This is a genomic window from Pseudogulbenkiania sp. MAI-1, from assembly GCF_000527175.1.
Taxonomy (GTDB): Bacteria; Pseudomonadota; Gammaproteobacteria; order Burkholderiales; family Chromobacteriaceae; genus Pseudogulbenkiania.
Genome location: NZ_AZUR01000001.1, coordinates 834,387 through 861,380, shown reverse-complemented (window position 1 = coordinate 861,380; position 26,994 = coordinate 834,387). Strand labels below are relative to the sequence as shown.

General features: G+C 66.4%; 26 protein-coding genes and 1 pseudogene. 14 read left to right on the top strand and 13 right to left on the bottom strand.

The window, feature by feature from the left end:
• The first annotated feature begins 15 nt into the window (after nucleotides 1-15).
• The 14 genes and pseudogenes from PSEMAI1_RS0103940 (at nucleotide 16) to PSEMAI1_RS0103880 (ending at nucleotide 11,589) form a co-directional block, all read left to right on the top strand.
• The gene (locus PSEMAI1_RS0103940) at nucleotides 16-1,425 is read left to right on the top strand and encodes a PLP-dependent aminotransferase family protein (RefSeq protein ID WP_024301613.1); all 1,410 of its coding nucleotides are present in this window, start codon (nucleotides 16-18) and stop codon (nucleotides 1,423-1,425) included.
• A 201-nt stretch (nucleotides 1,426-1,626) separates the two neighbouring features.
• On the top strand, nucleotides 1,627-2,319 hold the full coding sequence (gene queC, locus PSEMAI1_RS0103935; RefSeq protein WP_024301612.1) for a 7-cyano-7-deazaguanine synthase QueC: 693 nt from the start codon (nucleotides 1,627-1,629) through the stop codon (nucleotides 2,317-2,319).
• Nucleotides 2,320-2,651: 332 nt separating this feature from the next.
• Nucleotides 2,652-2,978, top strand: a pseudogene (locus tag PSEMAI1_RS22385) (6-pyruvoyl tetrahydropterin synthase family protein); the annotation flags it as partial.
• A 42-nt stretch (nucleotides 2,979-3,020) separates the two neighbouring features.
• Nucleotides 3,021-3,347: a 6-pyruvoyl tetrahydropterin synthase family protein gene (locus PSEMAI1_RS22380; RefSeq protein WP_369793191.1), complete on the top strand. Its 327-nt coding sequence runs from the start codon at nucleotides 3,021-3,023 to the stop codon at nucleotides 3,345-3,347.
• Between the two features lie 10 nt (nucleotides 3,348-3,357).
• Nucleotides 3,358-3,987 carry a 7-carboxy-7-deazaguanine synthase gene (gene queE, locus PSEMAI1_RS0103925; protein WP_024301610.1) on the top strand — a complete coding sequence of 210 codons (630 nt, stop codon included), beginning with the start codon at nucleotides 3,358-3,360 and terminating at the stop codon, nucleotides 3,985-3,987.
• 232 nt (nucleotides 3,988-4,219) lie between these two features.
• Nucleotides 4,220-4,483, top strand: a complete 264-nt coding sequence (locus PSEMAI1_RS0103920; protein WP_024301609.1) for a DUF2282 domain-containing protein — start codon at nucleotides 4,220-4,222, stop codon at nucleotides 4,481-4,483.
• A gap of 51 nt (nucleotides 4,484-4,534) precedes the next feature.
• A complete protein-coding gene (locus PSEMAI1_RS0103915; RefSeq protein ID WP_024301608.1) occupies nucleotides 4,535-4,798 on the top strand; it encodes a DUF2282 domain-containing protein in 264 nt (87 codons plus the stop codon).
• A 69-nt stretch (nucleotides 4,799-4,867) separates the two neighbouring features.
• Nucleotides 4,868-5,704 (top strand): DUF692 domain-containing protein, encoded by an 837-nt coding sequence (locus tag PSEMAI1_RS0103910; RefSeq protein ID WP_024301607.1) that lies wholly within the window; start codon nucleotides 4,868-4,870, stop codon nucleotides 5,702-5,704.
• Nucleotides 5,688-6,464, top strand: a complete 777-nt coding sequence (locus PSEMAI1_RS0103905) for a DUF2063 domain-containing protein (protein WP_024301606.1) — start codon at nucleotides 5,688-5,690, stop codon at nucleotides 6,462-6,464. The genes PSEMAI1_RS0103910 and PSEMAI1_RS0103905 overlap by 17 nt, the downstream gene beginning before the upstream one ends.
• Complete coding sequence (locus PSEMAI1_RS0103900) at nucleotides 6,461-6,925, top strand: DoxX family protein (protein ID WP_024301605.1); 465 nt, start codon at nucleotides 6,461-6,463, stop codon at nucleotides 6,923-6,925. The genes PSEMAI1_RS0103905 and PSEMAI1_RS0103900 overlap by 4 nt, the downstream gene beginning before the upstream one ends.
• Nucleotides 6,926-6,975: 50 nt before the next feature.
• On the top strand, nucleotides 6,976-7,827 hold the full coding sequence (serB, locus tag PSEMAI1_RS0103895) for a phosphoserine phosphatase SerB (RefSeq protein WP_024301604.1): 852 nt from the start codon (nucleotides 6,976-6,978) through the stop codon (nucleotides 7,825-7,827).
• 24 nt (nucleotides 7,828-7,851) lie between these two features.
• The gene (locus tag PSEMAI1_RS0103890; protein WP_024301603.1) at nucleotides 7,852-8,367 is read left to right on the top strand and encodes a hypothetical protein; all 516 of its coding nucleotides are present in this window, start codon (nucleotides 7,852-7,854) and stop codon (nucleotides 8,365-8,367) included.
• A 158-nt stretch (nucleotides 8,368-8,525) separates the two neighbouring features.
• Nucleotides 8,526-10,454: a sensor domain-containing diguanylate cyclase gene (locus PSEMAI1_RS20450; RefSeq protein ID WP_024301602.1), complete on the top strand. Its 1,929-nt coding sequence runs from the start codon at nucleotides 8,526-8,528 to the stop codon at nucleotides 10,452-10,454.
• Nucleotides 10,455-10,647: 193 nt separating this feature from the next.
• Entirely contained in the window at nucleotides 10,648-11,589 is a 942-nt protein-coding gene (locus PSEMAI1_RS0103880; protein ID WP_024301601.1) for a diguanylate cyclase domain-containing protein, read from the top strand.
• Between the two features lie 134 nt (nucleotides 11,590-11,723).
• Here PSEMAI1_RS0103880 and mpl read toward each other — a convergent pair whose 3' ends face one another.
• From mpl to hemB, 13 genes are all read right to left on the bottom strand, one after another.
• Nucleotides 11,724-13,100: a UDP-N-acetylmuramate:L-alanyl-gamma-D-glutamyl-meso-diaminopimelate ligase gene (mpl, locus tag PSEMAI1_RS0103875; RefSeq protein ID WP_024301600.1), complete on the bottom strand. Its 1,377-nt coding sequence runs from the start codon at nucleotides 13,098-13,100 to the stop codon at nucleotides 11,724-11,726.
• A 109-nt stretch (nucleotides 13,101-13,209) separates the two neighbouring features.
• Nucleotides 13,210-14,607, bottom strand: coding sequence for a sodium:proton antiporter (locus tag PSEMAI1_RS0103870; RefSeq protein WP_024301599.1), 1,398 nt, complete (start codon nucleotides 14,605-14,607; stop codon nucleotides 13,210-13,212).
• A gap of 212 nt (nucleotides 14,608-14,819) precedes the next feature.
• Nucleotides 14,820-17,096, bottom strand: a complete 2,277-nt coding sequence (locus PSEMAI1_RS20835) for a diguanylate cyclase domain-containing protein (protein WP_232219829.1) — start codon at nucleotides 17,094-17,096, stop codon at nucleotides 14,820-14,822.
• A 223-nt stretch (nucleotides 17,097-17,319) separates the two neighbouring features.
• Complete coding sequence (gene gloA / locus PSEMAI1_RS0103860; RefSeq protein WP_024301597.1) at nucleotides 17,320-17,706, bottom strand: lactoylglutathione lyase; 387 nt, start codon at nucleotides 17,704-17,706, stop codon at nucleotides 17,320-17,322.
• Between the two features lie 25 nt (nucleotides 17,707-17,731).
• On the bottom strand, nucleotides 17,732-18,424 hold the full coding sequence (locus tag PSEMAI1_RS0103855; RefSeq protein WP_024301596.1) for a M48 family metallopeptidase: 693 nt from the start codon (nucleotides 18,422-18,424) through the stop codon (nucleotides 17,732-17,734).
• Nucleotides 18,405-19,175 (bottom strand): 1-acyl-sn-glycerol-3-phosphate acyltransferase, encoded by a 771-nt coding sequence (locus PSEMAI1_RS0103850; RefSeq protein WP_024301595.1) that lies wholly within the window; start codon nucleotides 19,173-19,175, stop codon nucleotides 18,405-18,407. Before PSEMAI1_RS0103850 ends, PSEMAI1_RS0103855 begins: the two co-directional genes overlap by 20 nt.
• A 28-nt stretch (nucleotides 19,176-19,203) precedes the next feature.
• Nucleotides 19,204-19,746 carry a D-glycero-beta-D-manno-heptose 1,7-bisphosphate 7-phosphatase gene (gmhB, locus tag PSEMAI1_RS0103845; RefSeq protein ID WP_024301594.1) on the bottom strand — a complete coding sequence of 181 codons (543 nt, stop codon included), beginning with the start codon at nucleotides 19,744-19,746 and terminating at the stop codon, nucleotides 19,204-19,206.
• Nucleotides 19,747-19,823: 77 nt separating this feature from the next.
• The gene (gene glyS / locus PSEMAI1_RS0103840) at nucleotides 19,824-21,884 is read right to left on the bottom strand and encodes a glycine--tRNA ligase subunit beta (RefSeq protein ID WP_024301593.1); all 2,061 of its coding nucleotides are present in this window, start codon (nucleotides 21,882-21,884) and stop codon (nucleotides 19,824-19,826) included.
• The gene (locus PSEMAI1_RS0103835; RefSeq protein WP_024301592.1) at nucleotides 21,881-22,321 is read right to left on the bottom strand and encodes a surface-adhesin E family protein; all 441 of its coding nucleotides are present in this window, start codon (nucleotides 22,319-22,321) and stop codon (nucleotides 21,881-21,883) included. Before PSEMAI1_RS0103835 ends, glyS begins: the two co-directional genes overlap by 4 nt.
• A gap of 2 nt (nucleotides 22,322-22,323) precedes the next feature.
• On the bottom strand, nucleotides 22,324-23,214 hold the full coding sequence (glyQ, locus tag PSEMAI1_RS0103830) for a glycine--tRNA ligase subunit alpha (protein ID WP_024301591.1): 891 nt from the start codon (nucleotides 23,212-23,214) through the stop codon (nucleotides 22,324-22,326).
• A gap of 139 nt (nucleotides 23,215-23,353) precedes the next feature.
• Nucleotides 23,354-24,385: an L-threonine 3-dehydrogenase gene (tdh, locus tag PSEMAI1_RS0103825; protein WP_024301590.1), complete on the bottom strand. Its 1,032-nt coding sequence runs from the start codon at nucleotides 24,383-24,385 to the stop codon at nucleotides 23,354-23,356.
• Nucleotides 24,386-24,518: 133 nt separating this feature from the next.
• Nucleotides 24,519-25,721, bottom strand: a complete 1,203-nt coding sequence (locus tag PSEMAI1_RS0103820) for a glycine C-acetyltransferase (protein ID WP_024301589.1) — start codon at nucleotides 25,719-25,721, stop codon at nucleotides 24,519-24,521.
• Between the two features lie 216 nt (nucleotides 25,722-25,937).
• Nucleotides 25,938-26,939: a porphobilinogen synthase gene (gene hemB, locus PSEMAI1_RS0103815; protein ID WP_024301588.1), complete on the bottom strand. Its 1,002-nt coding sequence runs from the start codon at nucleotides 26,937-26,939 to the stop codon at nucleotides 25,938-25,940.
• Nucleotides 26,940-26,994: the final 55 nt, after the last annotated feature.

The following is a 26,994-nucleotide window of genomic DNA, read 5'->3' as shown; positions in this document are numbered from 1 at the left end:
ACAGGTCGCACCGCCATGACAGTTTCCGCCGAACACTGGCCGATCGCCGCCACCCATCCGGTACCGCTCACCACCCAGATCGTCGATTACTGCAGCGACAACATCCGCCGCCAGCTGTGGCCGGCCGGGGCGCGCCTGCCGTCGATCCGCGCCCTGGCCGAGCGCTACCCCGTGAGCCGCTTCACCGTGGCCGAGGCCTACGAGCGGCTGGTGGCGCGCGGGCTGATCCAGGCCCGCCACGGCGCCGGCTATTTCGTCGCCGGCCAGCGCCACGAACGGCACGGGCGGGAGGCGCACCCGGCCGACAGCGCGCTCTCGCGCGAGGTGGAGCTGATGCGGCGCAATCTGGCCGGCAACCTGCGCTGGCAGGCCGGCGTCGGCAGCCTGCCGTCGGCGTGGCTGGCCGAAGGGCCGCTCGCCGCCGAGTGGCGCGCACTCGGCCAGGCCGCGCCGCGCCTGGTCGGCTACGGCAGCCCACAGGGCTATCTGCCGCTGCGCGAGGCGCTGGTGCAGAAACTGGAAGGCCTGGGGCTGACGCTGTCGCCGGCACAGCTCGTCACCACCACCAGCGCCACCCACGCGCTCGACCTGATCCTGCGCCTGACCACCACGCCGGGCGACACCGTGCTGGTGGACGACCCCGGCTTCTACAACTTCCACGCCGCGCTGCGGCTGGCGCGCGTCAACGTGGTCGGTATCCCGCGCACGCCGCACGGCCCGGATACCGATGCCCTGGCCGACGCGCTGCGCCAGCACCGCCCACGGCTGTTCCTCACCGTCAGTGCGCTGCACAACCCGACCGGCAGCACGCTGACGCTGCCGGTGGCGCACAAGGTGCTGCGGCTCCTGGAGCAGTGGAACTGCCTGGCGGTGGAGGACGACATCTACGCCGACTTCGAGGCGCGCCCCGGCGTGCGGCTGGCGGCGCTGGACGGCCTGGCGCGGGTGATCTACCTCGCCAGCTTCACCAAGACGCTGTCGGCCAACCTGCGCTGCGGTTACATCGCCGCCGACGCCGGGCGCATCGCCGCGCTCACCGACATCAAGCTGATCACCGGCATGACCACGCCGGAAGCGGTGGAAACGCTGGTCTACCGCCTGCTCACCGGCGGGCGCTACCGGCGCCACGTCGACGGCCTGCGCAAGCGGCTGGCCCCGTTGCGCAGCGACGCCCTCGCCCGGCTCAAGGGCCTGGGCTTCACGCCCTGGCACGAGCCGACCGAAGGCTTCCTGCTGTGGGCCGAGGCGCCGGCCGGCGTCGACGTCGAGGCCTGGACCGAACGCGCCCGCAGCGCCGGCCTGCTGCTGGCGCCGGGGCGCTACTTCAGCCCGGCGGGCGCGCCCAGCCGCCACCTGCGCTTCAACGTGGCGCAGTGCGGCGACGCGGAGCTGTGGCAAACGCTGGAAAGCACGCTGCACGGCTGAGCCTGCCCCATGGCGGCAGGCTCAGCCGCCATGGGCCATAACAAAATCGAGGGACCGGTCATACGCCCGTCATCTGGCTGGAATGGCGCATTTCTGCTACATTAGCGGGTTCGACGGCGCCCTTGCGGGCGCGCCGCCGGTGCCGGGTGAGACCGATCCCGCGTGCCGCGTGACCTCGACTGTTTTTCGATGGAAACCTCAATGAATTCAAACGACAAAGCCCTCGTCGTCCTGTCCGGCGGCCAGGACTCCACCACCTGCCTCTACTGGGCACTGCAGCGCTTCGGCGCCGGCAACGTGGAAGCCGTCACCTTCGACTACGGCCAGCGCCACCGCGTCGAGCTCGACTGCGCCAAGACCATCGCCGCGCTGGCCGGCGTGCCGCACACCGTGCTGCCGATCGACACCTTCGCCGCCATCGGCGGCAACGCACTGACCGACGCCAGCATCACGCCGGAACAAGGTGCCCGCGCCGACGACGACACCGAGCTGCCCAACACCTTCGTGCCCGGCCGCAACCTGATCTTCCTCAGCTTCGCCGCCGCCTTCGGCTACACTCGCGGCGCGCGCCACCTGGTAACCGGCGTGGCGCAGACCGACTACTCCGGCTACCCGGATTGCCGCGAGAACACGCTGAAGGCGCTGGAGCTGGCGCTACGCCTGGGCCTCGACTCCCGGGTGGAACTGCACACCCCGCTGATGTACCTGTCCAAGGCCGAAACGGTGCATCTGGCCGAACGGGTCGGCGCGCTGGAAGCACTGGCCTTCAGCCACACCTGCTACAACGGCGAGCAGCCGCCGTGCGGCCACTGCGCCGCCTGCGAGCTGCGCGCCAGGGGCTTTGCCGAGGCCGGCGTAGCCGACCCGCTGGTCGAACGTTTCCGCCAGGGCTGACCATGCACGCATCCTATCTTCTGGCCGGCGCCCGCTTCGAGGCGGCACGCCAATTGCCCGCCGACTGGTTCGAGCCGCAGTTCGCCGGCCTGCACGGCCACAGCTTCCGCGTGCAGCTGCGCGTGGAGAACATCCACACCAATCAGGCGGGGCTGGCCGAGACGCTGCAGCGCGTGGTGCGGCCGCTCAACTACGCCTCGCTCAACCAGCACATGGCGGCCGTCGACGACCTCGCCATCGCGCACCACCTGTGCGAGCAGCTGAGCTTCCCGCACAGCCTGGCCTTGCAGAGCGCGCCCGAGCGCGGCGTGATCCTCGACAACGGCACCGCGCTGGTCTGGCTCAACGCCGGCTTCGAGGCCGCCCACCAGCTGCCGCACGTGCCAGCCGGGCACAAGTGCGGCCGGCTGCACGGCCACGGCTTCGGCGTGCGGCTGGTGGCCGACGCCACGTCGGTCAGCCATGTCGACCTGGCCGCAGCCTGGGGCCGGCTGTTCCTGCGCCTCAACCACCGCTACCTGAACGACATCCCCGGCCTCGCCAACCCCACCAGCGAGGTGTTGGCGCAGTGGATCTATGAAGAGCTGTCGGGCCAACTGGCCGGGCTGGCCTGGGTCGAGGTGCGCGAGACCCACACCGCCGGCAGCCAGTTCGACGGCCGCGCCTTCCGCATCTGGAAGGAACAGCACTTCGAGAGCGCGGTGCCGTTCGACGCCGAGGGCAACTACACCGGCCACAGCTACCTGGTCCGGCTGATGCTGGCGGGCGAGCTCGACAGCGCCATGGGCTGGCTGCTCGACTTCGGCGACGTCAAGGACCGCTTCAAGCCGGTCTACCGCCAGCTCGACCACAACCCGCTCGACCAGCTCGCCGGCATCCGCAACGGCCACCCCGCCTCGGTGGCGGAATGGGTGCACGCCGAGCTGTCGCCGCTGGTACCGGAGCTGGCGCGCATCGACCTGATGGAGCATGACGAGCGCGGCGTGTCCTTGCTGTTCAAGGACGACATGCGCTGGCCGCTGCTGTAAGGGAGACGCCATGTACACCGTCAAGGAAATCTTCTACACGCTGCAGGGCGAAGGCCGCCAGGCCGGCCGTGCCGCGGTGTTCTGCCGCTTTGCCGGCTGTAACCTGTGGAGCGGCAAGGAGCGCCACCGCGCCCAGGCGATCTGCCAGTTCTGCGATACCGACTTCGTCGGCACCGGCCCGGACGGTGGCAAGTTCAAGAAAGCCGAGCAGCTCGCCGAGCGTATCGCTTCTGAATGGCCGAGCGACGCCGGCGGCACGCCGTTCGTGGTCTGTACCGGCGGCGAGCCGCTGCTGCAGCTCGACACCGCCCTGATCGACGCGCTGCACGCGCGCGGCTTCGAGGTGGCGGTGGAAACCAACGGCACCGTGGCCGCGCCGCCCGGCATCGACTGGCTGTGCGTCAGCCCCAAGGCCGGCGCGCCGCTGCTGCAAACCTCCGGCCACGAGCTGAAGCTGGTCTACCCCCAGCCGACGCTGCCGCCGGAGAGCGTGGCCGGCCTCGCCTTCGAGCACTTTTACCTGCAGCCGATGGACGGCCCCGACGTCGCCGCCAACACCCGCGCCGCCATCGCCTACTGCATGGCGCAGCCGCAATGGCGGCTGTCGGTGCAGACCCACAAGGTGCTGCAGATCCGCTGAAGCCCGTTCCGCTCGTCAAAAAGCCGGATTTTCCGGCTTTTTCCTTGTCCAACCTCCTCGCTTGATCTTTTTTTTCGTGTATCCCTGTAATGAATGCCGGGCTAAGCTGACCAATCAGCAGCCGGGTCGAAACCCGCCGGATAGCCACCTGTAAGAAAACCGCCGGCCGACCGACCAAAGCTCAAGTCCGGCACATGGCCGGATTATCCAACCTCTACAAGGAGCCCCTCCCATGACTGCATCCCGTGCCCTGATCGCCTCCGCCCTCGGCGCCGTCGTCGCGCTCGGCACCCTCGCCGCCGCCCCGGCCATGGCGGCAGAAAAAGAAAAGTGCTTCGGCGTCGCCAAAGCCGGCAAGAACGACTGCGCCTCGGCCGCCGGCACCCACTCCTGCGCCGGCCAGTCCAAGGTCGACAACGACCCGAACGACTGGAAATTCGTCGCCAAGGGCAGTTGCGAAAAGATGGGCGGCACGCTGCAGCCGGCCAAGAAGTAAGGCTTCCCGGCGCGCCGCGCCACCTCTCCCTCAACAGACAGGAGCAACGCCATGAACACTACCCGTACCTTGATCGCCTCCGCCCTCGGCGCCGTCGTCGCGCTGGGCACCCTTGCCGCCGCCCCGGCCAGCGCCGCCGAGAAGGAAAAATGCTACGGCATCGCCAAGGCAGGCCAGAACGACTGCGCCTCGGCTGCCGGCACCCACTCCTGCGCCGGCCAAGCCAAGGTAGACAAGGACCCGAACGACTGGAAATACGTCGCCAAAGGTAGCTGCGAGAAGATGGGCGGCATGATGCAGCCCGCCAAGAAGTAAGCCTTCCGCCTTCGGCCCGGCGCCTACTGTGACGCCGGGCCGAAGATACCCTCCATCCGAAAGCCGACCATGCCCCCGACACGACTCCCGATCCGCACCGGCATCGGCCTGCGCGCCCCGCACTACCAGGAGGTTTTACGGCAGCAGCCCGAACTGGGCTGGGTGGAAGTGCACAGCGAAAACTTCTTCGACGGCGGCCAGCCGCTCGCCATGCTGCGCCGCGTGGCCGAGTGCTACCCGCTGTCGCTGCACGGCGTCGGCCTCGGGCTGGGTTCGCCGGAGCGCCCGGAGGCGAGCCATCTCGCCTCGCTGAAACGGCTGGTGGACGCCATCGAGCCAGCGGCGGTGTCGGAGCACCTGTGCCTCAACCACTCGGCGCAGCGCTTCGTCAACGACCTCTTGCCGCTGCCCTATACCCGCGCGGCACTCGACGCCGTCAGCGCCCACGTCGCCGAGACCCAGGACGTGCTGGGCCGGCCCATCCTGCTGGAAAACCTGTCGAGCTACGTCGAATACCCCGGCAATGAAATGCACGAAGGCGAGTTCCTGGCCGAACTGGTCAAGCGCACCGGCTGCGGCATCCTGCTCGACCTCAACAACCTGTACGTCAACCAGGTCAACCTCGGCACCGACGTGGGGGCGGTGATCGCCGCGCTGCCGGCCGACGCCATCGGCGAGATCCACCTCGCCGGCTACTCCGAGCGCGACGGCATGCTGGTCGACACCCACAGCCGGCCGGTCTACCCGGCAGTGTGGCAGCTCTATCGCGACACCATCGCCCGGCTCGGCCCGCGTCCGACGCTGATCGAATGGGACATCGACATTCCCCCGCTCGAGGTGTTGCGTGGCGAGGCCGACAAGGCGCAGACCATCCTGCAGGAGGTGCCGCATGACGTCCTGGTCTGACTGGTCGGCCGCGCTGCTGGAAGCCATCGCCGACCCCGAGCGGCGCGAACCGCCGGCGGCACTCGGCCTGGATCCAGCCGGGCTGGCGGTGTACCGCAACAACTACCGCGTCGGCCTGATCGACACGCTGGCCTACGCCTACCCGGTGCTGGGCCAGTTGGTCGGCGAGGAGTTCTTCCGCGCGCTGGCGCGCGAATACGTCAAGCGTCACGCCTCGCATTCCGGCAACCTGCACCGCTACGGCGCGGCGTTCGGCGACTTCCTCGACGGCTTCGAGCACGTCCGCCACCTGCCCTACCTGGCCGACGTGGCGCGCCTGGAATGGCAGGCGCACCGCCTCTACTACGCCGCCGACGGCGCGCCGCCGGAGCTGGCCGCGCTGGCCGCCACGCCGCCCGAGCGCTGGGGCGAACTGCGCTTCGCGCTGGCCGACGACATGGCGCTGATCGCCTCGCCCTGGCCCGTCGCCACTATCTGGCTCGCGCACCAGCCCAGCAGCGGCATCGCCTTACCGAACCAGCTCGACGGCTGTGCCGAGACGGCGCTGGTGACACGCTCGGCCGGCGCCGTCCGGGTCGAGGCCCTGCCTCCGGCGCCGGCCGCCTTCCTGCTCGCGCTGCAGCAGAACGCCACGCTGGAAGCCGCCACCGACGCGGCACTGCGGCAGGACGAGGCGTTCGACCTGCAAGCAACCCTGGGCCTGCTGTTCGAACGCGCCCTGTTGTCTTCCATCACGCTGCCACCGGGAGACTCGCCATGAAAACACTGATCCTGCGCATCGAGGAACTGGCCGCGCCGCTGGTCCGCCTCGCCGATGGCCTGCAGCCGCTGCTGCTGCTGTTCCTGCGGCTGTGGGTGGCCAACGTGTTCTTCAAATCCGGCCTGACCAAGATCGACGACTGGGACACCACCCTGCTGCTGTTCACCGAGGAGTACCACGTGCCGCTGCTGCCGCCGCCCATGGCCGCCGCGCTGGGCACCTTCGGCGAGCTGTTCTTCCCGCCGCTCCTGGCCATCGGCCTCACCGGGCGCTTTGCCGCCGCCGGCCTGTTCGTGGTCAACGCCATGGCGGTGATCAGCTACCCGGGGCTGACCGAGACCGCGCGCGAGTTCCATTACTACTGGGGCATGCTGCTCGCCGCCATCGCCTGCTTCGGCCCGGGCTTGTTGTCGCTCGACCGCCTGTTGCTGTTCTGGAGCCGGCCGCCGCAGGACGAGTGAGCGCAGGCATGGCATAATGCGGGATTCGTTCCCAACCGAATCATCGAGTTATGTCGTCCACGTCCTACACCCTCGTCGTCCAGGCCCCGCTCCTTTCCGCCAGCCCGCTCGCCGCCGTCGCCGAACTGAGCGGCGCCGCCGAGATCGAACGCGTTTCGGACAGCGTGGCCCGGCTGTACGGCGCCGATCCCGCCCGCCGCGCCGACATCCTCGCCTACTGCGAACAGCACGGGCTCGACGCCGCCTTCGTCCCGAGCGGACAGCGCTTCGCCGATTTCGGCCTGGTGGTGTCGGACATGGATTCCACGCTGATCACCATCGAATGCATCGACGAGATCGCCGACATGGTCGGCGTCAAGCACCTGGTGGCAGAAGTCACCGAACGCTCGATGCGCGGCGAACTCGACTTCACCGCCTCGCTGAAGGAGCGCGTGGCCCTGCTGGCCGGCCTGGAAGAAAGCGCGCTGGAAACGGTGTATCGTGAAAGAGTCAGGCTGAGCCCCGGCGTCGAGACGCTGCTGGCGGCCTGCAAGGCCAACGACGTGCGCTTCATGCTGGTCTCCGGCGGCTTCACCTTCTTCACCGAGCGTCTGAAGGAGGAACTGGGCCTGGATTACGCCTTCGCCAACGTGCTGGAAGTGGCCAACGGCAAGCTCACCGGCCGCGTCAAGGGCGACATCGTCGATGCCGCGGCCAAGGCGCGCCTGCTGATCGAAGTACGCCAGCAGCTGGGGCTCGCGCCGGAGCAGGTCATCGCCATGGGCGACGGCGCCAATGACCTGAAAATGCTGGCCGAAGCCGGCATTGGCGTAGCCTACAAGGCCAAGCCGGTGGTACGCGCCCAGGCCGACGTGGCCATCTGTCATGTCGGTCTCGACGGTGTCGTCAACCTGTTCGAATAAGCCATAAAAAGGGAGGAAGACAGCATGAGCGGATTACCCACCCTGGCCACCGCCAGTTTCGATGCCGACCTCCCTCTCTCCTGCCTGCCGCTGGCCGAGACCGCCTACCAGGGGCGGCTAGACCGCGAGACCCGGCTGGCGCTGCAACTGCTCGCCTCGCCGGTCGAGCTGCCCGACGACGCCGACCCGCTGTTGCTGCGGCTCGAGGCCAAGATCGACCTGACGCTGGAGCTGGTGCTCGCCTCGCGCTACCCCGAGCGCCCGCCGATCACCCCTTGCCGGCTCGGCCTCGACGCCGTCGCCTGGCGTTCTGCGACGGCTCATGCCGTCGGCGAGCAGGTCTTGCTGACGCTCTACCCCAATAGCGACTCCGCCCTCATCCTGCGGCTGGCGGGGCGCATCGTGGACTGCCAGCCGGCCCACGGCCAGCCTGGCTTCCTGCTGCAAGCCGACATCAAGCCCTCCTTCGACAAAACCACCCATCTGCAGTGGGAAAAATGGGTGTTTCGTCGCCACCGCCGCGCCATCCAGGAGCGCTGAGTCCCCCCTCGTTCGGTATTCGTCACACCTCTTTGATTCAACAATCAACAAAATTTTAAAAATTACCGTCTATCTTTAAATCAGGCCTGTTCCACCTGGCATTTTCCATCCGCCGTGGAACGGCTTATGATTCAAACATCATTGCGCTGGGATGACTCATGAGCCCCACCATGACCACGGATGAGCCAAAGCTCATCGGCCACCGGCTTCGCCGTGAGTGGCGTGCCCACTTGCTCGGCCTGCTGCTGTTTTGCCTGACCCTGATCTGGCTGATGACAGCGGCCCTGTTGCGCGCGCGCTCCCTCTCGATCGAAGAACATGCCCGGCACATGGCGCAGGCCCAGCTCAATCTGGCCAGCATCCAGTTCGAGCAGCAGTTCACCTTGCTCAAACGAGCTCTGCAGCAACACACCGCGGAATCCGGCAGCACCGCCTTGCTGTCCCAGCCGATCGACAATCTGGACGAGCTCTGGCTGATCCCGCCACAGGGCACGCCGTACTCGCTGACCAAGGGCAGCAGCCGCCCACCCCGCCACATCCAGGAACAGGCACGGCAACTCGGCGCCCTCCCGGTGGAGAAGGAGGCTTTCGTGCTGATCCCGCCGCCGCTGCAATTCTCCGTCAGCAAACGCATCCCCTTCCTGCTCCCCGCCTGCAGCAAAGTGGGCTGCGAGGGGGTCTATTACGGGAGCTTCAATGCCACCGGCTGGCTACCCACGCTGCTACGCAACAGCCCCGGCAGCCAGCTCCAGCTGCTCAATTCCGCCGGCCAGCTGCTAGTCCAGTCCACCGCCGACCCGGCCCAGATCGAACCACCGGGAGTGCTGCAGCAGCTGGCACAGTGGCTGACACTGCAGCCCCCCTCCCGCGTGGAGGCGACCCAGCTCATCCCGTCGATCCCGCTGCGGCTCAAGTCGTTCGTCTCCACCGGCGAAACCTGGAGCACCGATCACAGCTTGCCGCTGCTGCTGCTGGGCAGCAGCCTGTTGAGCACCCTGCTGATCTTTTTCGGCATCATCGGCAACCACCTGCACCGCCAGGCGCAGATGGAACGACAGCGCATGGACGAGCATGCCGCACTGCTATCGCTCTCCAACACCAATCTGAAGAACAAGCTGCACAAGCTATCGTCCACGCACCAGGACCTGCAGGCGCTGCTCGACACCATCCAGGTCGGCGTGCTGATCCTCCACCCAGACAAGCATGAAGTCACCACCGCCAACATGGCGGCGGGGCGTCTGTTCGGCCTGCACACCTCCGAACTGGTCGGCCGCAACATCCTCAGCCTGCTCGCCGATCCGGCCGAGGTGGAAGACTGTGAGAGCCTGCTCGATCAGGGAGTGGGGGTGAGCGACCGCGAAATCCAGCTGCTGGACGGTAGCGGCAAGACCTTCTGGTCCCAGGTCTCGATGCGCCGTGTCCGCTTCAACGACCACCACAGCATCGTCATGAGCGTGGTCGACATCAGCGAACGCATGAGCCATAGCCAGCAGCTGGAGCGGGAAAAGCAGGAGACCGAACGGCTGGTGAAGCAGCTGCAGGAGATGCAGCACGAACTGTACGAGCGCGCCACCCACGACGACCTGACCGGTGTCGCCAACCGCCCGCACTTCCTGCAGCAGGCGCAGCAGGCGTATCGCCAGGCGCTACGCCAGGGCACACCGCTCAGCCTCGCCATCATCGACCTGGACATGTTCAAGCTGGTGAACGACACCTATGGCCACGATGCCGGCGATCTCGTGCTGCAGCAGGTCGCCATGGCCTGCGAAAGCTGCCTGACCGAACCGCAGCAGCTGGGCCGGCTGGGAGGGGAAGAGTTCGCCATCCTGATGCCGCAATACGACTACACCCAGGCGATCGAACTGGCCGAAAAGGTCAAACGCACAATCGCCGAACTGATCATCAACTATCATGATGACAAGATAAGGGTGACCTTGAGCATCGGCGTGTCTTGCTGGAGTCCACAGGACAGGCCGCTGATGATAGGCCGGCTGTTCAAGCTGGCCGACCTGGCGCTATACCAGGCCAAGGAAACAGGACGCAACCGCGTCGTCCCCGCCCGGGCACTCAACTGTCTGGAGCCCTGAAGACACCTGAAAACCGTTGCGCCGCGATCGGAAGCAAGCGGTCCGAAGCGGCGCTTGGAATAGAACCAGGGAGCACGGCGAAAGTGCAGGCGGTGCGTGGCCGCTATCGGCCGAACGACCGGTTTTTCGACGAGCCCCTGAGCGGGGTCGCAGGGGATGTGGCCGGGGGACGGCCACAGCCGAGGACGATGCCATGAAGCTATCAGAAGAAGTCTTGCAGCCGCTCATCGACACTTTGCCCGGTGGGGTATTGCTGATCGATGCCGACACCAACCGCATCGTTCATGCCAACCAGTTGTCGTCCATCCTGCTCGGCGTACCCTACAACGAACTGGCCGGCCAGCCGTTCTTCCCTTTCCTCGCCGACGACCCGGACGGCCGCACGCTGATGCAGGCGCTGGAGCAGCGCGGCATGCTCTACAACTATCCTTGCGTACTGCGCTCATCCAGCGGCCGCCCCTTCCAGGTGTCGCTGCTGATGCGCCGCCTGCCGCAGACCGACCGTCCGGTCCTGGTGGTCAGTTTCAGCGATCAGTCGGAAAACAAGATCCTCGGCCAATTGCTCGACTACGAGCGCCAACTGCTCAACCGTACCCTCAAGCTGGTCAAGACCCTGCGCGAAGAAATCCAGCAGCACGAACTGGAAGACTCGGTCAGCGGCGTGATGGGCATCCGCTCGCTGATGAGCAACACCCAGACCGAGGTAGGACGCGCTCATCGCTACGGCAGCCCGCTGGCCGGCCTGTTGCTGCGGCTGGACGAACCGCCACAGACGGCGGGACAAGACACCAGCAAGGACAGCAACCTGACCCACCTGCACCAGCTGACCAGCAGCCTGTGCATTCAGGCCTCGCGCGAGAGCGACCTGATCGCCAAACGGGAAGACGGCGCACTGGTGATGATACTGCCCAACACCACGCTGGACGGCAGCAAACTGCTTGCCCTGCGCCTGCTCCGCTCGCTGTCGCAGCTCACGCTGGTGCGCAACGGCAAGGAAGAACACCACACCGCCAGCATCGGCGGCAGCAGCCTACGGCAGGAGGAGCGCTCGCCCAAGGCGATGCTGGAAAGAATGGATTTGGCACTGCAGGTGGCCCAGGCACGCGGCGGCAATCAGCTGATCATGCAAAGCTGAGAGCTTGTGAATAAATCTGCTGTGCGCCCCGATCCCGGTCCTGCGATGCTCGCTGTACCATTTGTACGGCTGTGCTTCTCAAACCGGCCTCATGGCGCTCGCGACGATTTCTTTCACAAGCTCCGAGGTGGGGCTCAACGAGCCGACAAGGCGTCCAGCAGCTTCTGGTGGATGCCACCGAAACCGCCGTTGCTCATCACCAGCACGTGGCTGCCCGCCTCGGCCTTGGCCACGATGGCCGCCACCAGGCGCTCCAGATCATCGAAGGTCGCCGCCTTGTCGCCCAGCGGCGCCAGCGCCTCGGCCGGATTCCAGCCCAGGTTCGCGCCGTAGCAGAACACCAGGTCGGCCCCGGCCAGCGCCCCCGGCAGCGCCGCTTTCATGGTGCCGAGCTTCATGGTGTTGGAGCGCGGCTCCAGCACCGCCAGGATCGGGCTGCGGCCCACCTTGCGGCGCAAACCTTCCAGCGTGGTGGCGATGGCGGTGGGATGATGGGCGAAGTCGTCGTACACCGTCACCCCATCCACCACGCCACGCACTTCCATGCGCCGCTTCACGTTCTGGAAACGCGCCAGGGCGTCGATGGCGTCCTTGACCGCGACGCCGGCATGGCGGGCGGCGGCGATCGCGGCCAGCGCGTTGAGACGGTTATGCTCGCCCAACAGCGTCCAGCGCACCCGCCCCTGCAATTCGCCACCCAGCAACACGTCGAAATGACCCTGCTCGTCCACGTTGGCAAGCTGCCAGCCGGCATCGACGCCGAAGCGCTCCACCGGCGTCCAGCAGCCGCGCTCCAGCACCTCGTCCAGGCTCGCCTCGCGGCCGTTGCTGATCAGCCTGCCATTGCCCGGCACGGTGCGCACCAGGTGATGGAACTGGGTCTGGATCGCGCCCAGATCGGCAAAGATGTCGGCGTGGTCGAATTCCAGGTTATTGAGCACGGCGGTGCGCGGGCGGTAGTGCACGAACTTCGAGCGCTTGTCGAAGAAGGCGGTATCGTACTCGTCGGCCTCGATCACGAAGAACGGGCTGCGGCTCGCCGGATCCAGCGCCGGCGCCCCCGGCAGGCGCGCCGAGATGCCGAAGTTCTGCGGAATGCCGCCGACCAGGAAGCCCGGCGCCAGTCCAGCATCCTCCAGGATCCATGCCAGCATCGAACTGGTCGTGGTCTTGCCGTGCGTGCCAGCCACCGCCAGCACCCACTTGTCGGCCAGCACGTTCTCGGCCAGCCACTGCGGGCCGGAAATGTACGGCAGGCCGCGGTTCATGATCTCTTCCATCAGCGGCGTGCCGCGCTTGACCACGTTCCCGATCACGTACACGTCGGCACCGATGGCCAGTTGTTCCGTCCCGAAGCCCTGGGTCAGTTCGATGCCCATGGCCTCAAGCTGGGTGCTCATCGGCGGGTAGACGTTGGCGTCGCAGCCGGTCACCTTGTGACCGGCCTGTTTGGCGATGGCGGCAAGACCTCCCATGAAGGTGCCGCAAATTCCGAGGATGTGGATATGCATGGAGAAGAAATTCCAGAACTGCGTGGCGGTTGGTGCCAAAAGCGGCTAGCTTACGCGGGATTGCCTCCCCCCTCAAGCCGGCCCCAGGCTGGCGGCCAACCGGCCACGTTCAGAAGAAGATCACCGTCAACCCGGCAAACAGCGGCAACAGGATGGCCCCCGACCACAGCAGGAAGCCGAAGAAGCCCGGCATCGCGACCCGGCGTTGCTCGGCGATCGCCTTGACCATGAAGTTCGGCGCGTTGCCGATATACGTCATCGCCCCCATGAATACCGCCCCCATCGAGATCGCCATCAAGGTCTGCGGCAGTTCCTTCATCAACAGCTGCGCGTCGCCGGCCGCCAGGTTGAAGAACACCAGGTAGGTCGGGGCATTGTCGAGGAAGCTCGACAACAGCCCTGTCAGCCAGAAGTACATGGCGTTGGCCGGCATGCCGTCCTCGCCCGATACCAAGCCCACCAGGGCCGCCAACTGGCCGTCACTGCCGGCCTTCAGGATGGCGATGGCCGGCACGATGGTGATGAAGATGCCGGCGAACAGCTTGCCCACCTCCAGCATCGGCGCCCAGTTGAAGTCGTTGCCGGCGCGCACCTGGCTGGGCGTCAGCGCCAGCGACACCAGCGCGATCAACAGCAGGATCAGGTCGCGCACCACGTTCTGCAGCTCGACAGGCGTACCGAGCACGTCGACGTTCAGCCCCGGCTTCCAGAGGCCGGACAACAACACAGCGCCGACCACGCCGGCGATCAGCAGGAAGTTGCCGCTGCCATAGAGTTTCAGCGGCGAATCCGGCGACGGGTCGCGCGGCAGCACCCCTTCCTTGCGGTAATAGTAGCTATCGACCAGGTAGAACAGCGCCAGCAGCGCCAGCGCGGCGACCAGCACCGGCAGCGCCATGTGCCGGACGGTCCAGAAGAAGTCGACGCCCTTGAGGAAGCCCAGGAACAACGGCGGGTCGCCCAGCGGCGTCAACCCGCCACCGACGTTGGCCACCAGGAAGATGAAGAACACCACCACGTGCACGTTGTGCTTGCGGTTGTCGTTGGCCTTGAGCAACGGGCGGATCAGCAGCATGGCCGCACCGGTGGTGCCCATGACCGACGCCAGCAGCGTGCCGATCGCCAGCAGGCCGGTATTGAGCCGGGGCGAGCCGTGCAGATTGCCCCACAGCAGGATGCCGCCCGACACCGTGTAGAGCGCGAACAACAGGACGATGAAGGGCAGATACTCGGTCAGCAGGGCGTGCACGATCAGCGCCGCCGTGCTGGCGGGGCCGAAGATCACGGTGAACGGCAGCAAGAACAACGCGCTCCACAGCGCGGTGATCTTGCCGAAATGGTGATGCCAGATTCCCGGCGCAAAGATCGGAAACAGCGCGATCGACAGCAGGATGCCGCAGAACGGCAGGGTCCACAGCAGACTCAGCGAGGCACCGTCGAGTTCGGCGGCGTGCGTCAGCGAAGGTAACAAGGACAGCAAGGCAAGCGGCAGCAGGTTCCTGCTCATCGGATCTCCTGAAAAGGGGGTTGGCCTTCCCTCCGCCTCTCCTCTACCAAGAGACCGGAACGGAAGGCGAGAGCCCGGCACGCATCGCGGCCGGACGGAAGAAGCGGTGCGATCGCTCCTGGCAAGGCACGCCGGCAGGCGTGCCGCCTTGAATCCGGCCATGGCGACAGGAGAAAGTTCCGCCGCCCCTTCCCGCGTGCGCGGCTTGCCGCTCAGTCAACGGGCAGGCCGGATGCTTCGGCGGAATGATTCTCCTGTCCCGACGAGCCCCCCACGTCGAAGCAGCGGATGGTGTTGCGGCCGGCGCGCTTGGCCCGGTACAGGGCGACGTCGGCGTGCTTGAGCAGTTCGTCCACCGTCTTCTGCTCGGCCAGGAACAGGCTGATGCCGATGCTGGGCGAGCTGTGGTATTCGTAGCCCTTGAGCGAGTAAGGCCGGTTGAGACTGGCGCGGATTTTTTGCGCCACACGCTCGGCTAGGGACACCGCCGGCAACAGATCGCCGCTCAGCCTCTCCAGCATCACCACGAACTCGTCGCCACCGAGCCGGGCTACGGTATCCTCTTCGCGCACCGCACCGACCAGCCGTTCGGCCACCTCGACCAGCAGCAGGTCACCCATGTCATGGCCCATGGTGTCGTTGAGTGCCTTGAAGTGGTCCAGATCGATGAACAGTACGGCCCCATAGCTATGCTGTCGCGTGCTCTTGGCAAATGCCTGGCGCAGCCGGTCCTGCAGCAAACGGCGGTTGGCCAGACCGGTCAGCGGATCATAGAAAGCGAGACGGTGGATGTCCGCCTCCGCTTGCTTGCGCTCGGTGGCGTCCTGGAACGTCACCACTACGCCGGTCAGCCTGCCCTGCTCCCGGATCGGCGAGACCGTCAACGTGACCGGGAAGCCGCTGCCATCCTGGCGGGTGAACCATTCGTCACGCCCCTGTCGCGGCAGGCCGTCCGCCAGAGTTTGCTGCAACGGACACTCATTGTCCTGACGGGGCCGGCCATCGGCGTGCTGGCCATGGAACAACTGGTGCGCAGCATGGCCGATGACCTCGTCGGCACGGTAGCCCAGCATGCGCAGCGCCGCCGGATTGATAAAGGTAATGCACTGTTTAGAGTCCACCCCGTAGATACCCTCACCCGCCGCCATCAACAGTAGCTCGTTGCGCTGCGACAGGCGCTCGATCTCGCGTAGCGCATTGCGCTCCTCGGTAACGTTCCGTCCGATAACGATCAACCCCTTGCGCCGGCCGTCGCTCTCGAAAATCGGCACCTTGCGCACCTCGAACTCATGCAACCGGCCCTCCTCGTCGTGCAAATGCTCGTCAAACAGGCACAGCTTGCCGGTCTGCCAGGTGAGTTCATCGTCACGCTGGCAGGCCTCGCTGATGGCGCGGAATTCGGGCCGCTCCGTCCCCAGTTCGAGGTCGGTCTTGCCTTGCCAGTCGACACCGTGCAAACGGAACAGGCGCTGCGCGGTACCGTTAGTGATCAGCCAGCGGCCATCCCCATCCTTGAAGAAGATGGCGTCGGGCATCGCCTCGATCAGGCTGCCGAGCCGCTCCTTGGTGCTCTTGATCTCGGCCTCGGCCCGGTCCCGCTCCGCCTGCAATGCCGTGATCAGTAAGCCGATCAGCACCAGCGACACCATGAAGGCCCACAGCAGCATCAGCCCCTGATGCACATCGTTCAGGAAAAAAGGCCCGTGCCCGCTGGCGGTCCCCACGGTGGCGATCGCCGACAACAACAGCGCAGCCAGCGAGGCGCCGGTCACGCCAAAGCGCAAGGCGGCCCAGACGACCAGCGGCAAGAGGAGGAACACCAGCGGCAACGCACGATGACCCTGTCCGGGATTGGCGACAAACGTCATCCACGCCGCCAGCACCGCCAACAGGCACCAGACCATCAGCTCGGTGCGGCGATAGTGCAGCGCTTGCCGGCTTTCCCCGCTGAGGGTCAGCAACAGCGGACCCGCCAGCAGGACGCCGACCGTGTCGCCCATCCACCAGGTCTGCCAGGCGCGGCCCGCCATCCCTTCGGGAATCTGACCGGCCAGCGACAGACTCACGACCCCGCCGGAAGCCGACAACAGCATGCCGAGCGCGGCCGCCAAGGCGAACAAGGCGACGTCCTGCTGCCGGTCGAAGGTGCGATGGAAACCCAGCCGCTGCAATACCCACAAGGTCGCAAGCGGGCCCAGGGTATTGCCGATGGAGATGCTGGCGGCGGTCCCCCACGGTGAGCCGATAGACAGGTTGACCAGTATCGCACCCAGCCAGATGCCCGGCCAGTAACGCCATCCCCAACGCGCCAGCGCCGCCACGGCGATGCCGGTCGGCAGCCAGACCAGCGTGATGTTCGAACCAATATAGGGGATGGCCAGCCCAAGTCGACCGGTGCCGACGTAGGCGCAGACGAGCAGCAGGAAGCGGAAAATCATCTGCCCTCGTACGCTCGGGCCGGAGGTGGAGAACGGGGCGGAGTTGGACACGGAATGGTTCTATCGATAGTTGACCTGGCGCCGCGCGGCAAGCCTCTATCGAGAGCAAGGCGGCGCACCCCGGGCATGACGGTGCCGGGGTAGCATACCATGCGACTATCCTATCAGGTAGAAAAAATCCCTGAAACCCGAAGGGGATATTGGGCTGGGACAAGATGCGACGGGAGTCGCCATGGGCCAGACGGCGGCCCGCCCCGCCCTCGCCCGGCGGGACTCAGCGATGCTTCTGGATGAACTCGATCTTGTAGCCGTCCGGGTCCTCGACGAAGGCGATCACGGTATGGCCGTGCTTCATCGGGCCGGCCTCGCGCACCACCTTGCCGCCCTTGGCACGCACCATGTCACAAGCCTGGGCCGCGTCGTCCACCTCGATGGCGATATGACCGAAGGCGGTGCCGAGTTCGTAGCTGTCGGTATCCCAGTTGTGGGTCAGCTCCAGCACGGTATGGGCGGACTCGTCGCCGTAGCCGACGAAGGCCAGGGTGAAACGGCCTTCGGGGTAGTCGTTGCGGCGCAACAGGCGCATGCCGAGCACCTCCTGGTAGAACGCCAGGGAACGCTCGAGATTGCCGACGCGCAGCATGGTATGCAGTAGACGCATGATTTTTCCTTCCGTTGAAATCAGATCAGCCGAAGGCGAACAGCGTGTCGCCGTGTTGCTTCAGCCACTGGCGCGCCGCGCGCCAGTGCGGAAACATCCGTTCGGTTTCCGACCAGAACGCGGCGGAGTGGTTCATGTGCACGAGGTGGGCCAGTTCGTGCGCCAGCACGTAGTCGAGGATGTCGGTCGGCGCCTGCACCAGCCGCCAGTTGAGGCGGATGGCGCCGCTGGCCGAGCAGCTGCCCCAGCGGGTGCGGGCCGACGACAGCGCCAGCGAAGCGGGCTGACGGCGGCAGAGCCGTGCCAGCTCGGCGAGCCGGGCGGGAAAACGGCGCGCCGCCTCGCGCCTGAGCCAGGCGGCGACGGTGGCATCGAGCCGTTCGCGCTCGTGCTCGGCCACGCCGGCCACCTGCAGGGTCCGGCCGGCCTGCCGGGCCGCCGGACGATTGCCGGCGACGTGGGCGATCTCGAGCGGCTCGCCCGCCAACAGCAGCCGGAACGGCTGCGCCGCCCGTTCGGCACTACGCCGCTGCTGCTCCAGCCAGTGCTGCCGTATCCACTCGCGGCGCTTTTCCAGCACCGCCTGCAGCGTGCTCATCGGCACCGCCGGATGGGCGATCAGTTCGACCCGCCCCTGGCACACGCGGATGCCGATGCTCTGGCGCGGCCGACGCACCAGCGTGACCGGGATATCGGCCTCAGGCAGGCTGAGAATCACCTGCCCGCCGTTTGCGCTGGTCCGGATGGGCGAACGGGCCGACGCCGCCGATTTCCTGCTGGCGCGCCTCGATCCATTCTTCAGCCTCACGCGTCATCGCCGCCGAACTCTTGTCCTGCGGCAGGATCGGCTTGCCGATCACCACGGTGATCTCGCCCGGAAACTTGCGAAAGGCATTCTTGGGCCAGAACTCGCCGGCGTTGAGCGCCACCGGCACCATCGGCACGTCGAAGGCCTTGGCCATGCGCGCCGCGCCCTGCTGATAACGTCCCTGCTCGCCCGGCGGGGTGCGCGTGCCCTCGGGGAACACCGCGATCCAGTAGCCCTTGGCGATGCGCTCGCGGCCCTGTTCGACGATCTGCTGGCTGGCCTTGGTCTTGGCCGAGCGGTCGATGGCGATGGTGTCGAGCAAGGCCAGGCCCCAGCCGAAGAACGGAATCCACAGCAGCTCCTTCTTGGCGACGAATACCTGCGGCGGGAAGATCGCCTGCAGCGCCAGCGTCTCCCAGCCGGACTGGTGCTTGGAGCAGATGATGGACGGCGTGTCGGGGATGTTCTCGGCGCCGACCACCTTGTAGCTCAGACCGCAGACGTGTTTCAGCAGCCACAGCAGACCCTTCACCCAGGCCTGGGCAAAACCGTGGCGCACACGATGCGGCGCGACGCAGCCCAGCAGGATCAGCAGGAAGCAGAACGTCGTCAGGAAGGAAAGCCCCACCCAGTAAATCAGGGTACGAATCCAGATAAGCATTACGGCACTATGCCCTTGTGTAGAGATGTCAGTGGTGCGTTTGAATCAGGTATTCGGCCGCGTCGTAGAGGTCGTCGAACACCAGCGTGCCCTCCGGCAGGCCGCCCTTTTCCAGGGTCTTGGCGCCCTTGCCGGTCTTGACCAGGATGGGCTGGCCGCCCACCGCGGCGATCGACTCGAGATCGCGCAGGCTGTCGCCGATCATCGGCAGGCCTTCCGGCTTGACGTTGAAGCGCTCGGTGATCTCCTTGACCATGCCGGGCAGCGGCTTGCGGCAGTCGCAGTTGTCGTCCGGCGTATGCGGACAGAACACCACGGCGTCGATCCGCCCGCCGGCCTGGTTGACCAGCCGGTGCATCTTGGCGTGCATGGCGTGCAGCGCGTGCAGGTCGAACAGTCCGCGGCCGAGGCCCGACTGGTTGGTGGCCACCACGATGCGCCAGCCCGCCTGGGTCAGGTTGGCGATGGCCTCCAGGCTGTGGTCGAGCGGCTCCCACTCCAGCGAGTTCTTGACGAAGTCGTCGCGATCCTTGTTGATCACGCCGTCCCGATCCAGGATGACTAGTTTCATGGCAGTTTTTCTGTCGGTAGAACGACCCAAAGCGCGGACCGGCCGTTGCAGCCCGCCCGCGCCACTCGGTGGCGGCCTCAGTCGGCCAGCAGAGAGATGTCCGCCACGCGGTTGAACAGCTCGGCCAGACGCGCCAGGAGCGCGATGCGGTTGGCGCGCACCGCGGCGTCGTCGGCCATCACCATCACGCCGTCGAAGAAGGCGTCGACCGGCGCCTTCAGGCTGGCGAGCTGGGAGAGCGCACCGGCGAAGTCGTGCGCGGCGAACTTGTCAGCGACCTGCGGCGCCAGCTGCTGCACCGCGGCGTACAGCGCCTTCTCGGCCTCTTCGACCAGCAGCGCATGGTTGACCACGCTCACCTCCCCCTCGGCCTTCTTCAGGATGTTCTTCACGCGCTTGTTGGCGGCGGCCAGGGTGGCGGCTTCCGGCAGCTGCTTGAACTCGGCCACGGCGGCCAGCACGGCGCGCACTTCGTCGAGGCGGGTCGGCTCGAGCGCCAGCACGGCGTCGATCTCGTCCACCTTGTAGTCGGCGGCGAGGAAGTTCTTCAGGCGCTCGAGGCAGAAGGCGAACACTTCGTCGACCACACTGGCGGAGAGCTTGCCGGCCGGGAAGGAGTCGTGGGTGTCGACGATCAGCTGCTTCAGGTCGAGCGGGGTGTCGAGCACCATGCGCAGCACGCCCAGCGCGGCACGGCGCAGCGCGAACGGGTCCTTGTCGCCGGTCGGCACCAGACCGATGCCCCAGATGCCGACGATGGTTTCCAGCTTGTCGGCCAGCGCCACGGAGAGCGCCACCGGGCCGTGCGGCAGGCTGTCGCCGGCGAAGCGCGGGTGGTAATGGCCTTCGATGGCGGCGGCCACCGCTTCGCGCTCGCCGTCGTGACGGGCGTAGTACATGCCCATGATGCCCTGCAGCTCGGGGAATTCGCCGACCATGTCCGACACCAGGTCGGCCTTGGCCAGGTAGGCCGCGCGGCGGGCGTCGTCGACGTTGGCGCCGAGCTTGCCGGCGATGGTGCCGGCCAGGTTCTGCAGGCGCTCGACGCGCTCGAGCTGGCTGCCGATCTTGTTGTGGTAGACCACGTCGGCCAGGCGCGGCAGGCGCGATTCCAGGCGCACTTTCTGGTCCTGCTCGAAGAAGAACTTGGCGTCGGAGAGGCGCGCGCGCAGCACGCGCTCGTTGCCGTGAGTGATGTGCGACGGGTCGGCCGCCTCGAGGTTGGACACCAACAGGAAACGGTTCATCAGCTTGCCGTGGGCATCCAAGAGCGGGAAGTACTTCTGGTTCTGCTGCATGGTCAGGATCAGGCACTCCTGCGGCACCTTGAGGAATTCGGCCTCGAAGCCGGCCTCCAGCACCACCGGCCATTCCACCAGCGCGGTCACCTCGTCGACCAGCGCCTGGTCGGCGGCGATCACGGCGCCAAGCTTGCCCGAGGCTTCGGCCAGGCGGTGGCGGATCAGTTCGCGGCGCGCTTCGAAGCTCGCCACCACCTTGCCCTGTTCGTACAGCACGCGGGCGTAGCTGTCGGCGTCGGGCAGGCTGACCTCGCCCGCGGACAGGAAGCGGTGGCCCAGCGTCACACGGCGGCTGGCGAGTCCCAGCACCTCGCCCGCGATCAGTTCGCTGCCATGCAGTAGCACCAGGCCGTGCACCGGGCGCACGAACTGGTATTCGGAGTCGCCCCAGCGCATCAGTTTGGGCGCCGGCAGCTTCTTCAGTGCCAGCGCGACGATGTCGGACAGCACGGCGGCGAGCGGCTGGCCGGCCTTGACGCTGCGGTAGGCGTAAACGTCCTGCTTGCCGTCGCTCATGGTGGTGAGCTCGCTCACCTCGACGCCGCAGGAGCGGGCGAAGCCGGAGAGCGCCGGCGTCGGCTGGCCGTCCTTCATGCCGGCGGCGACCGCCGGGCCTTTCTTGACGATGGTCTGGTCCGGCTGCACAGCGAGCACACCGGGCAGGGTCAGCGCCAGGCGGCGCGGCGAGGCGAACACGTGGGCGCTGGCGTCGGCGGCGACGAACTGCAGTTTTTTCAGCTCGTCGGTGATGGTCTGGGCAAAGCTTGCCGCCAGCTTGGGCAGGGCCTTGGGCGGCAGTTCCTCGGTGAGGAGTTCGATCAGCAGGGTCGGATTCATGGTCTGTTGGATTTCTTGCTGGAAGCGGTTTTGCCGGCGGCACAGACGACGCGCATCATGGCGTCGGCCACCGAGCCTTCATAAACGGGTTGCCAAGCCCAGCTGTAGCGCGGCAGCGGGTACATCGTCGACCACACATGCTTGTTGGAGCGGCTGTAATAGTCTGAGGAGACGAAGGCGTACTGGTACTTGGCGCAATCGGCATAGCCGGAGGTACGACGGATGTGGAACTTCACGTCGTAACCTTTCTCGTACTGGCGCTCGGCAAAACGCTCCTGGTTGACGAAATGGATCAGCCCGTCCTCGCGCCAGATGGACGCGAGGTCCACCGCCAGCTCGAGCGCCCCGCCCTGGCTGTACACCGACCAGTCGGCGGCCGGCGCCGCCAAGGCGGGCGCCGCGAGCGCGGCAAGACAGAGTCCGACCCACGTCTTCATGGTCAGGCCTTCTGGCACATCGGGAAGCCCAACGCCTCGCGCGAGTCGTAGTAAGCCTGTGCCACCTGACGGGCGAGGTTGCGGATACGCCCGATGTAGGCGGCGCGTTCGGTCACCGAGATGGCGCCGCGCGCGTCCAGCAGGTTGAAAGTGTGGCCGGCCTTGAGGATGGTCTCGTAGCCCGGCAGCGGCAGCCCGGCTTCCAGGAGGCGCTTGGCTTCCGCCTCGTAGTCGGTGAACTGCTGGAACAGCAACGGGACGTTGCTGTGCTCGAAGGCGAACCGGGACTGCTCGACTTCATTCTGCAGGAACACGTTGCCATAGCTCAGCATGCTGCCGTCCGGCATGCGCGTCCACACCAGGTCGTAGACGTTCTCGACACCCTGCAGGTACATCGCCAGGCGCTCCAGGCCGTAGGTCAGCTCGCCCAGCACCGGCTTGCACTCCAGCCCGCCGACTTGCTGGAAGTAGGTGAACTGCGTCACTTCCATGCCGTTGAGCCACACTTCCCAACCCAGCCCCCAGGCGCCCAGCGTCGGGTTTTCCCAGTCGTCTTCGACGAAGCGGATGTCATGCACGGTCGGGTCGATGCCCAGTTCCTTCAGCGAGCCCAGGTAGAGGTCCTGCAGGTTGGGCGGGGACGGCTTGATCACCACCTGATACTGGTGATGCTGGAACAGGCGGTTGGGGTTCTCGCCGTAGCGGCCGTCCTTGGGACGGCGCGACGGTTGCACGTAGGCGGCCGCCCACGGCTCGGGGCCCAGCGCGCGCAGGAAGGTGGCGGTGTGCGAGGTGCCGGCACCGACTTCGGTATCGTACGGCTGCAACAGTGCGCAGCCCTGACGGTTCCAGTAGTTCTGCAGCGTGAGGATGATTTCCTGGAAAGTGAGCATGTCGCGTATCACGAGTGAAAGAGTAAAGACCGATTCTACCGATTACCGGGGAGCGGGAAAAGCAAACGGCAGGCCAAAACGGCCTGCCGTTGTCAGAAAAATGCCCACCGCATGGCTACCCATGCGGGACAGCAGCCGCTTACGCGGCTTGCCAGTCGAGAATCACCTTCCCGCTCTGCCCCGACAGCATCGCGGCAAAGCCCTGCTCGAAGTCGTCGACCTTGAAGTGGTGGGTGATGATCGGGTCGAGCTTCAGCCCGGACTGCAGCAGCGCCACCATCTTGTACCAGGTCTCGAACATCTCGCGGCCGTAGATGCCCTTGATCTCGAGGCCCTTGAAGATCACCTGATTCCAATCGATGGCGGTATTGGCCGGCGGGATGCCAAGCAGCGCGATCTTGCCGCCGTGGTTCATGGTCTCCAGCATCTGGCGGAACGCCTGCGGGTTGCCGGACATCTCCAGCCCGACGTCGAAGCCTTCGCACATGTGCAGCTCGCCCATCACCGCCTTCAGGTCTTCCCTGGCCACGTTGACGGTGCGCGTGGCGCCCATCTTCCTGGCCAGTTCCAGGCGGTAATCGTTGACGTCGGTGATCACCACGTGACGCGCGCCGACGTGGCGGGCGATGGCCACCGCCATGATGCCGATCGGGCCGGCACCGGTGATCAGCACGTCCTCGCCGACCAGGTTGAAGCTCAACGCCGTGTGCACGGCATTGCCGAACGGGTCGAAGATGGCCGCCAGATCATCGGAGATGTCGTCCGGGATCGGGAAGGCGTTGAAGGCCGGGATCACCAGGTACTCGGCAAACGCACCGGGACGGTTGACGCCGACGCCGACGGTGTTGCGGCACAGGTGGCGGCGCCCGGCACGACAGTTGCGGCAGTAGCCGCAGGTGATGTGGCCTTCGCCCGAGACGCGCTGGCCGAGGGCGAAGCCCTGCACTTCCGAGCCGATGCCGGCCACCACGCCGACGTATTCATGGCCGACGTGCATCGGCACCGGGATGGTCTTCTGCGCCCAGTCGTCCCAGTTCCAGATGTGGATGTCGGTGCCGCAGATGGCGGTCTTGGTGATCTTGATCAGCAGATCGTTGTGGCCGATTTCCGGCACGGGAACGTCGGTCATCGAGAGACCGCGTTCGGATTTGAGTTTGGCAAGCGCCTTCATGGTGTCGTCCTGTGCGGGGCCGGTCGCAGGATCGCCGCGGCCAGCCTTAAAGCCCATCCCATCAGGTGGCTGCGCTCCGGCAGCACTCAATCGCTCACCTACTGGGACTGGCACCGAAAAGTCATATTGAAAATCAGCGGATCACGCCCAGTTCGCGGCCGACGCGCACGAAGGCGGCGACCGCGGCTTCCACCTGTTCCGGGGTGTGGCCGGCCGACATCTGGGTGCGGATGCGCGCCTTGCCCTTGGGCACCACCGGATAGGAGAAGCCGATCACGTAGACGCCTTCGGCCAGCAGCGCCGCGGCCATCTCGCCGGCCAGCTTGGCGTCGCCCAGCATCACCGGGATGATGGGATGCTGGCCCGGGATCAGCGAGAAGCCGGCGGCGCTCATGCCGTGGCGGAACAGCTCGGCGTTGCGCTGGAGGCGGGCGCGCAGTTCAGCGCCTTCACTGCTTTTCAGGATTTCGAACACCTTGAGGCTGGCGGCGGCAATGGCGGGCGCCAGGGTATTGGAGAACAGGTAGGGGCGCGAGCGCTGGCGCAGCAGGTCGATGATGGGCTGACGGCCGGACACGTAGCCGCCGGAGGCGCCACCCAGCGCCTTGCCCAGCGTGCCGGTATAGATGTCGACGCGCTCGGCCACGCCGCACAGCTCGGGGGTGCCGGCACCATGCTCGCCGATGAAGCCGACGGCGTGCGAATCGTCCACCATGACGATGGCGCCGTAGCGGTCGGCCAGCTCGCAGATGCCCTTGAGGTCGGCGATGATGCCGTCCATCGAGAACACGCCGTCGGTGACGATCAGCTTGAAGCGCGCCCCGGCGGCGTCGGCCGCCTTGAGCTGGGCCTCGAGATCGGCCATGTCGTTGTTCTTGTAGCGGAAGCGCTTGGCCTTGGAGAGACGCACGCCGTCGATGATCGAGGCGTGGTTGAGTTCGTCCGAGATCACCGCGTCCTCTTCCGACAACAGGGTCTCGAACACGCCGCCGTTGGCGTCGAAACAGCTGGAATAGAGGATGGTGTCGTCGGTGCCGAGGAAGTCGGCGATGGCTTTTTCCAGGTCCTTGTGCACCTGCTGCGTACCGCAGATGAAGCGCACCGAGGCGCAGCCGTAGCCGTAGTCGTCGAGCCCCTGCTTGGCCGCGGCGATCAGTCGCGCGTCGTCGGCAAGGCCCAGATAGTTGTTGGCGCAGAAATTCAGCACATGGTGGCCATTGGCCAGCGCGATGTCGGCCCCTTGCGGGCTGGCGATGATGCGCTCGGGTTTTTCGAAACCGTCGGCGCGGATTTGCGCCAGCGTCGCCTGCAGATGGGCGAGATAGGTATGGTTCATCGGGCACATTCCCTGTGTGGTCGGCGTGGAAGCCGGAGCGGGATCGCCGCCAACCGGCCGTCATCGTTCTGACACCATTCTAGACCAGCCCCGGACCCCTGATCAGTCACAGTTGCCGGCGATTTGGCGGGGGCGGCTGTCACTGTCCGGCCGAGTCCGGCACAAACAAAACCCGCCACGCGGGCGGGTCGGGAGGGATGCGGATGGGGCGGAGACTCAGCGCTTGAGCAAACGTGCCGCGTCCAGCGCGAAGTAGGTCAGGATGCCGTCGGCGCCGGCGCGCTTGAACGCCAGCAGGCTTTCCATCATGCACTTCTCTTCGTTCAGCCAGCCGTTCTGGAACGCCGCCTTGAGCATGGCGTACTCGCCCGACACCTGGTAGGCGTAGGTCGGCACGCGGAAGGTGTCCTTGATGCGGCGGATCACGTCGAGGTAGGGCATGCCCGGCTTGATCATCACCATGTCGGCGCCCTCTTCCAGATCCATCGCCACTTCCTGGATGGCTTCTTCCAGGTTGGCCGGGTCCATCTGGTAGGTGGACTTGTCGGCCTTGCCGAGGTTGGCCGAAGAACCGACCGCGTCGCGGAACGGGCCGTAGAACGCCGAGGCGTACTTGGCCGAGTAGGCCAGAATCTTGGTGTGGATGTGGCCGGCTTCTTCCAGCCCCTCGCGGATGGCGGCAATGCGGCCGTCCATCATGTCGGACGGGCCGAACACGTCGGAGCCGGCCTCGGCGTGACACAGCGCCTGCTTGACCAGCACCTCGATGGTCTCCTCGTTGAGCACGTAGCCGGACTCGTCGATGATGCCGTCCTGGCCATGGATGGTGTAGGGGTCGAGGGCGCCGTCGGTCATCAGTCCCAGTTCGGGGAAACGCGCCTTCAGCTCGCGCAGCACCGTCGGCACCAGCCCTTCCGGGTTGTACGCCTCGGCACCGGCATTGTCCTTGCCGGATTCGATCACCGGGAAGATCGACAGCATCGGGATGCCGAGCTCCAGCGCCTGCTCGGCGGTGTAGAGCAGCTTGTCCAGGCTCTGGCGCGTCACCCCGGGCATCGAGGCCACCGCCTCTTCGCGGTTGGTGCCTTCCAGCACGAACACCGGATAGATCAGATCGTTGGCGGTCAGCACGTTTTCGCGCATCAGCCGGCGCGAAAAGTCGTCCTTGCGCATGCGGCGCAGGCGCGTGGCGGGGAAGAAACGGTTGGCGAAAATCATCGTGATTCGGGTCCTGTCGGAACGTGACGGCGTACCCTGGGGTGGTGGGCAAGGC

Coding starts and splice junctions, on each gene's coding strand:
- PSEMAI1_RS0103920 (WP_024301609.1), top strand. CDS start 4,220: ATGACTGCATCCCGTGCCCTGATCGCCTCCGCCCTCGGCGCCGTCGTC.
- hemB (WP_024301588.1), bottom strand. CDS start 26,939: ATGATTTTCGCCAACCGTTTCTTCCCCGCCACGCGCCTGCGCCGCATG.
- glyS (WP_024301593.1), bottom strand. CDS start 21,884: ATGAATCCGACCCTGCTGATCGAACTCCTCACCGAGGAACTGCCGCCC.
- PSEMAI1_RS0103850 (WP_024301595.1), bottom strand. CDS start 19,175: ATGCTTATCTGGATTCGTACCCTGATTTACTGGGTGGGGCTTTCCTTC.
- queC (WP_024301612.1), top strand. CDS start 1,627: ATGAATTCAAACGACAAAGCCCTCGTCGTCCTGTCCGGCGGCCAGGAC.
- serB (WP_024301604.1), top strand. CDS start 6,976: ATGTCGTCCACGTCCTACACCCTCGTCGTCCAGGCCCCGCTCCTTTCC.
- PSEMAI1_RS0103940 (WP_024301613.1), top strand. CDS start 16: ATGACAGTTTCCGCCGAACACTGGCCGATCGCCGCCACCCATCCGGTA.
- PSEMAI1_RS0103910 (WP_024301607.1), top strand. CDS start 4,868: ATGCCCCCGACACGACTCCCGATCCGCACCGGCATCGGCCTGCGCGCC.
- PSEMAI1_RS0103905 (WP_024301606.1), top strand. CDS start 5,688: ATGACGTCCTGGTCTGACTGGTCGGCCGCGCTGCTGGAAGCCATCGCC.
- gmhB (WP_024301594.1), bottom strand. CDS start 19,746: ATGAAACTAGTCATCCTGGATCGGGACGGCGTGATCAACAAGGATCGC.
- PSEMAI1_RS0103835 (WP_024301592.1), bottom strand. CDS start 22,321: ATGAAGACGTGGGTCGGACTCTGTCTTGCCGCGCTCGCGGCGCCCGCC.
- PSEMAI1_RS0103820 (WP_024301589.1), bottom strand. CDS start 25,721: ATGAACCATACCTATCTCGCCCATCTGCAGGCGACGCTGGCGCAAATC.
- PSEMAI1_RS20450 (WP_024301602.1), top strand. CDS start 8,526: ATGAGCCCCACCATGACCACGGATGAGCCAAAGCTCATCGGCCACCGG.
- PSEMAI1_RS0103900 (WP_024301605.1), top strand. CDS start 6,461: ATGAAAACACTGATCCTGCGCATCGAGGAACTGGCCGCGCCGCTGGTC.
- mpl (WP_024301600.1), bottom strand. CDS start 13,100: ATGCATATCCACATCCTCGGAATTTGCGGCACCTTCATGGGAGGTCTT.
- tdh (WP_024301590.1), bottom strand. CDS start 24,385: ATGAAGGCGCTTGCCAAACTCAAATCCGAACGCGGTCTCTCGATGACC.
- PSEMAI1_RS0103890 (WP_024301603.1), top strand. CDS start 7,852: ATGAGCGGATTACCCACCCTGGCCACCGCCAGTTTCGATGCCGACCTC.
- glyQ (WP_024301591.1), bottom strand. CDS start 23,214: ATGCTCACTTTCCAGGAAATCATCCTCACGCTGCAGAACTACTGGAAC.
- PSEMAI1_RS0103915 (WP_024301608.1), top strand. CDS start 4,535: ATGAACACTACCCGTACCTTGATCGCCTCCGCCCTCGGCGCCGTCGTC.
- queE (WP_024301610.1), top strand. CDS start 3,358: ATGTACACCGTCAAGGAAATCTTCTACACGCTGCAGGGCGAAGGCCGC.
- gloA (WP_024301597.1), bottom strand. CDS start 17,706: ATGCGTCTACTGCATACCATGCTGCGCGTCGGCAATCTCGAGCGTTCC.
- PSEMAI1_RS0103870 (WP_024301599.1), bottom strand. CDS start 14,607: ATGAGCAGGAACCTGCTGCCGCTTGCCTTGCTGTCCTTGTTACCTTCG.
- PSEMAI1_RS0103880 (WP_024301601.1), top strand. CDS start 10,648: ATGAAGCTATCAGAAGAAGTCTTGCAGCCGCTCATCGACACTTTGCCC.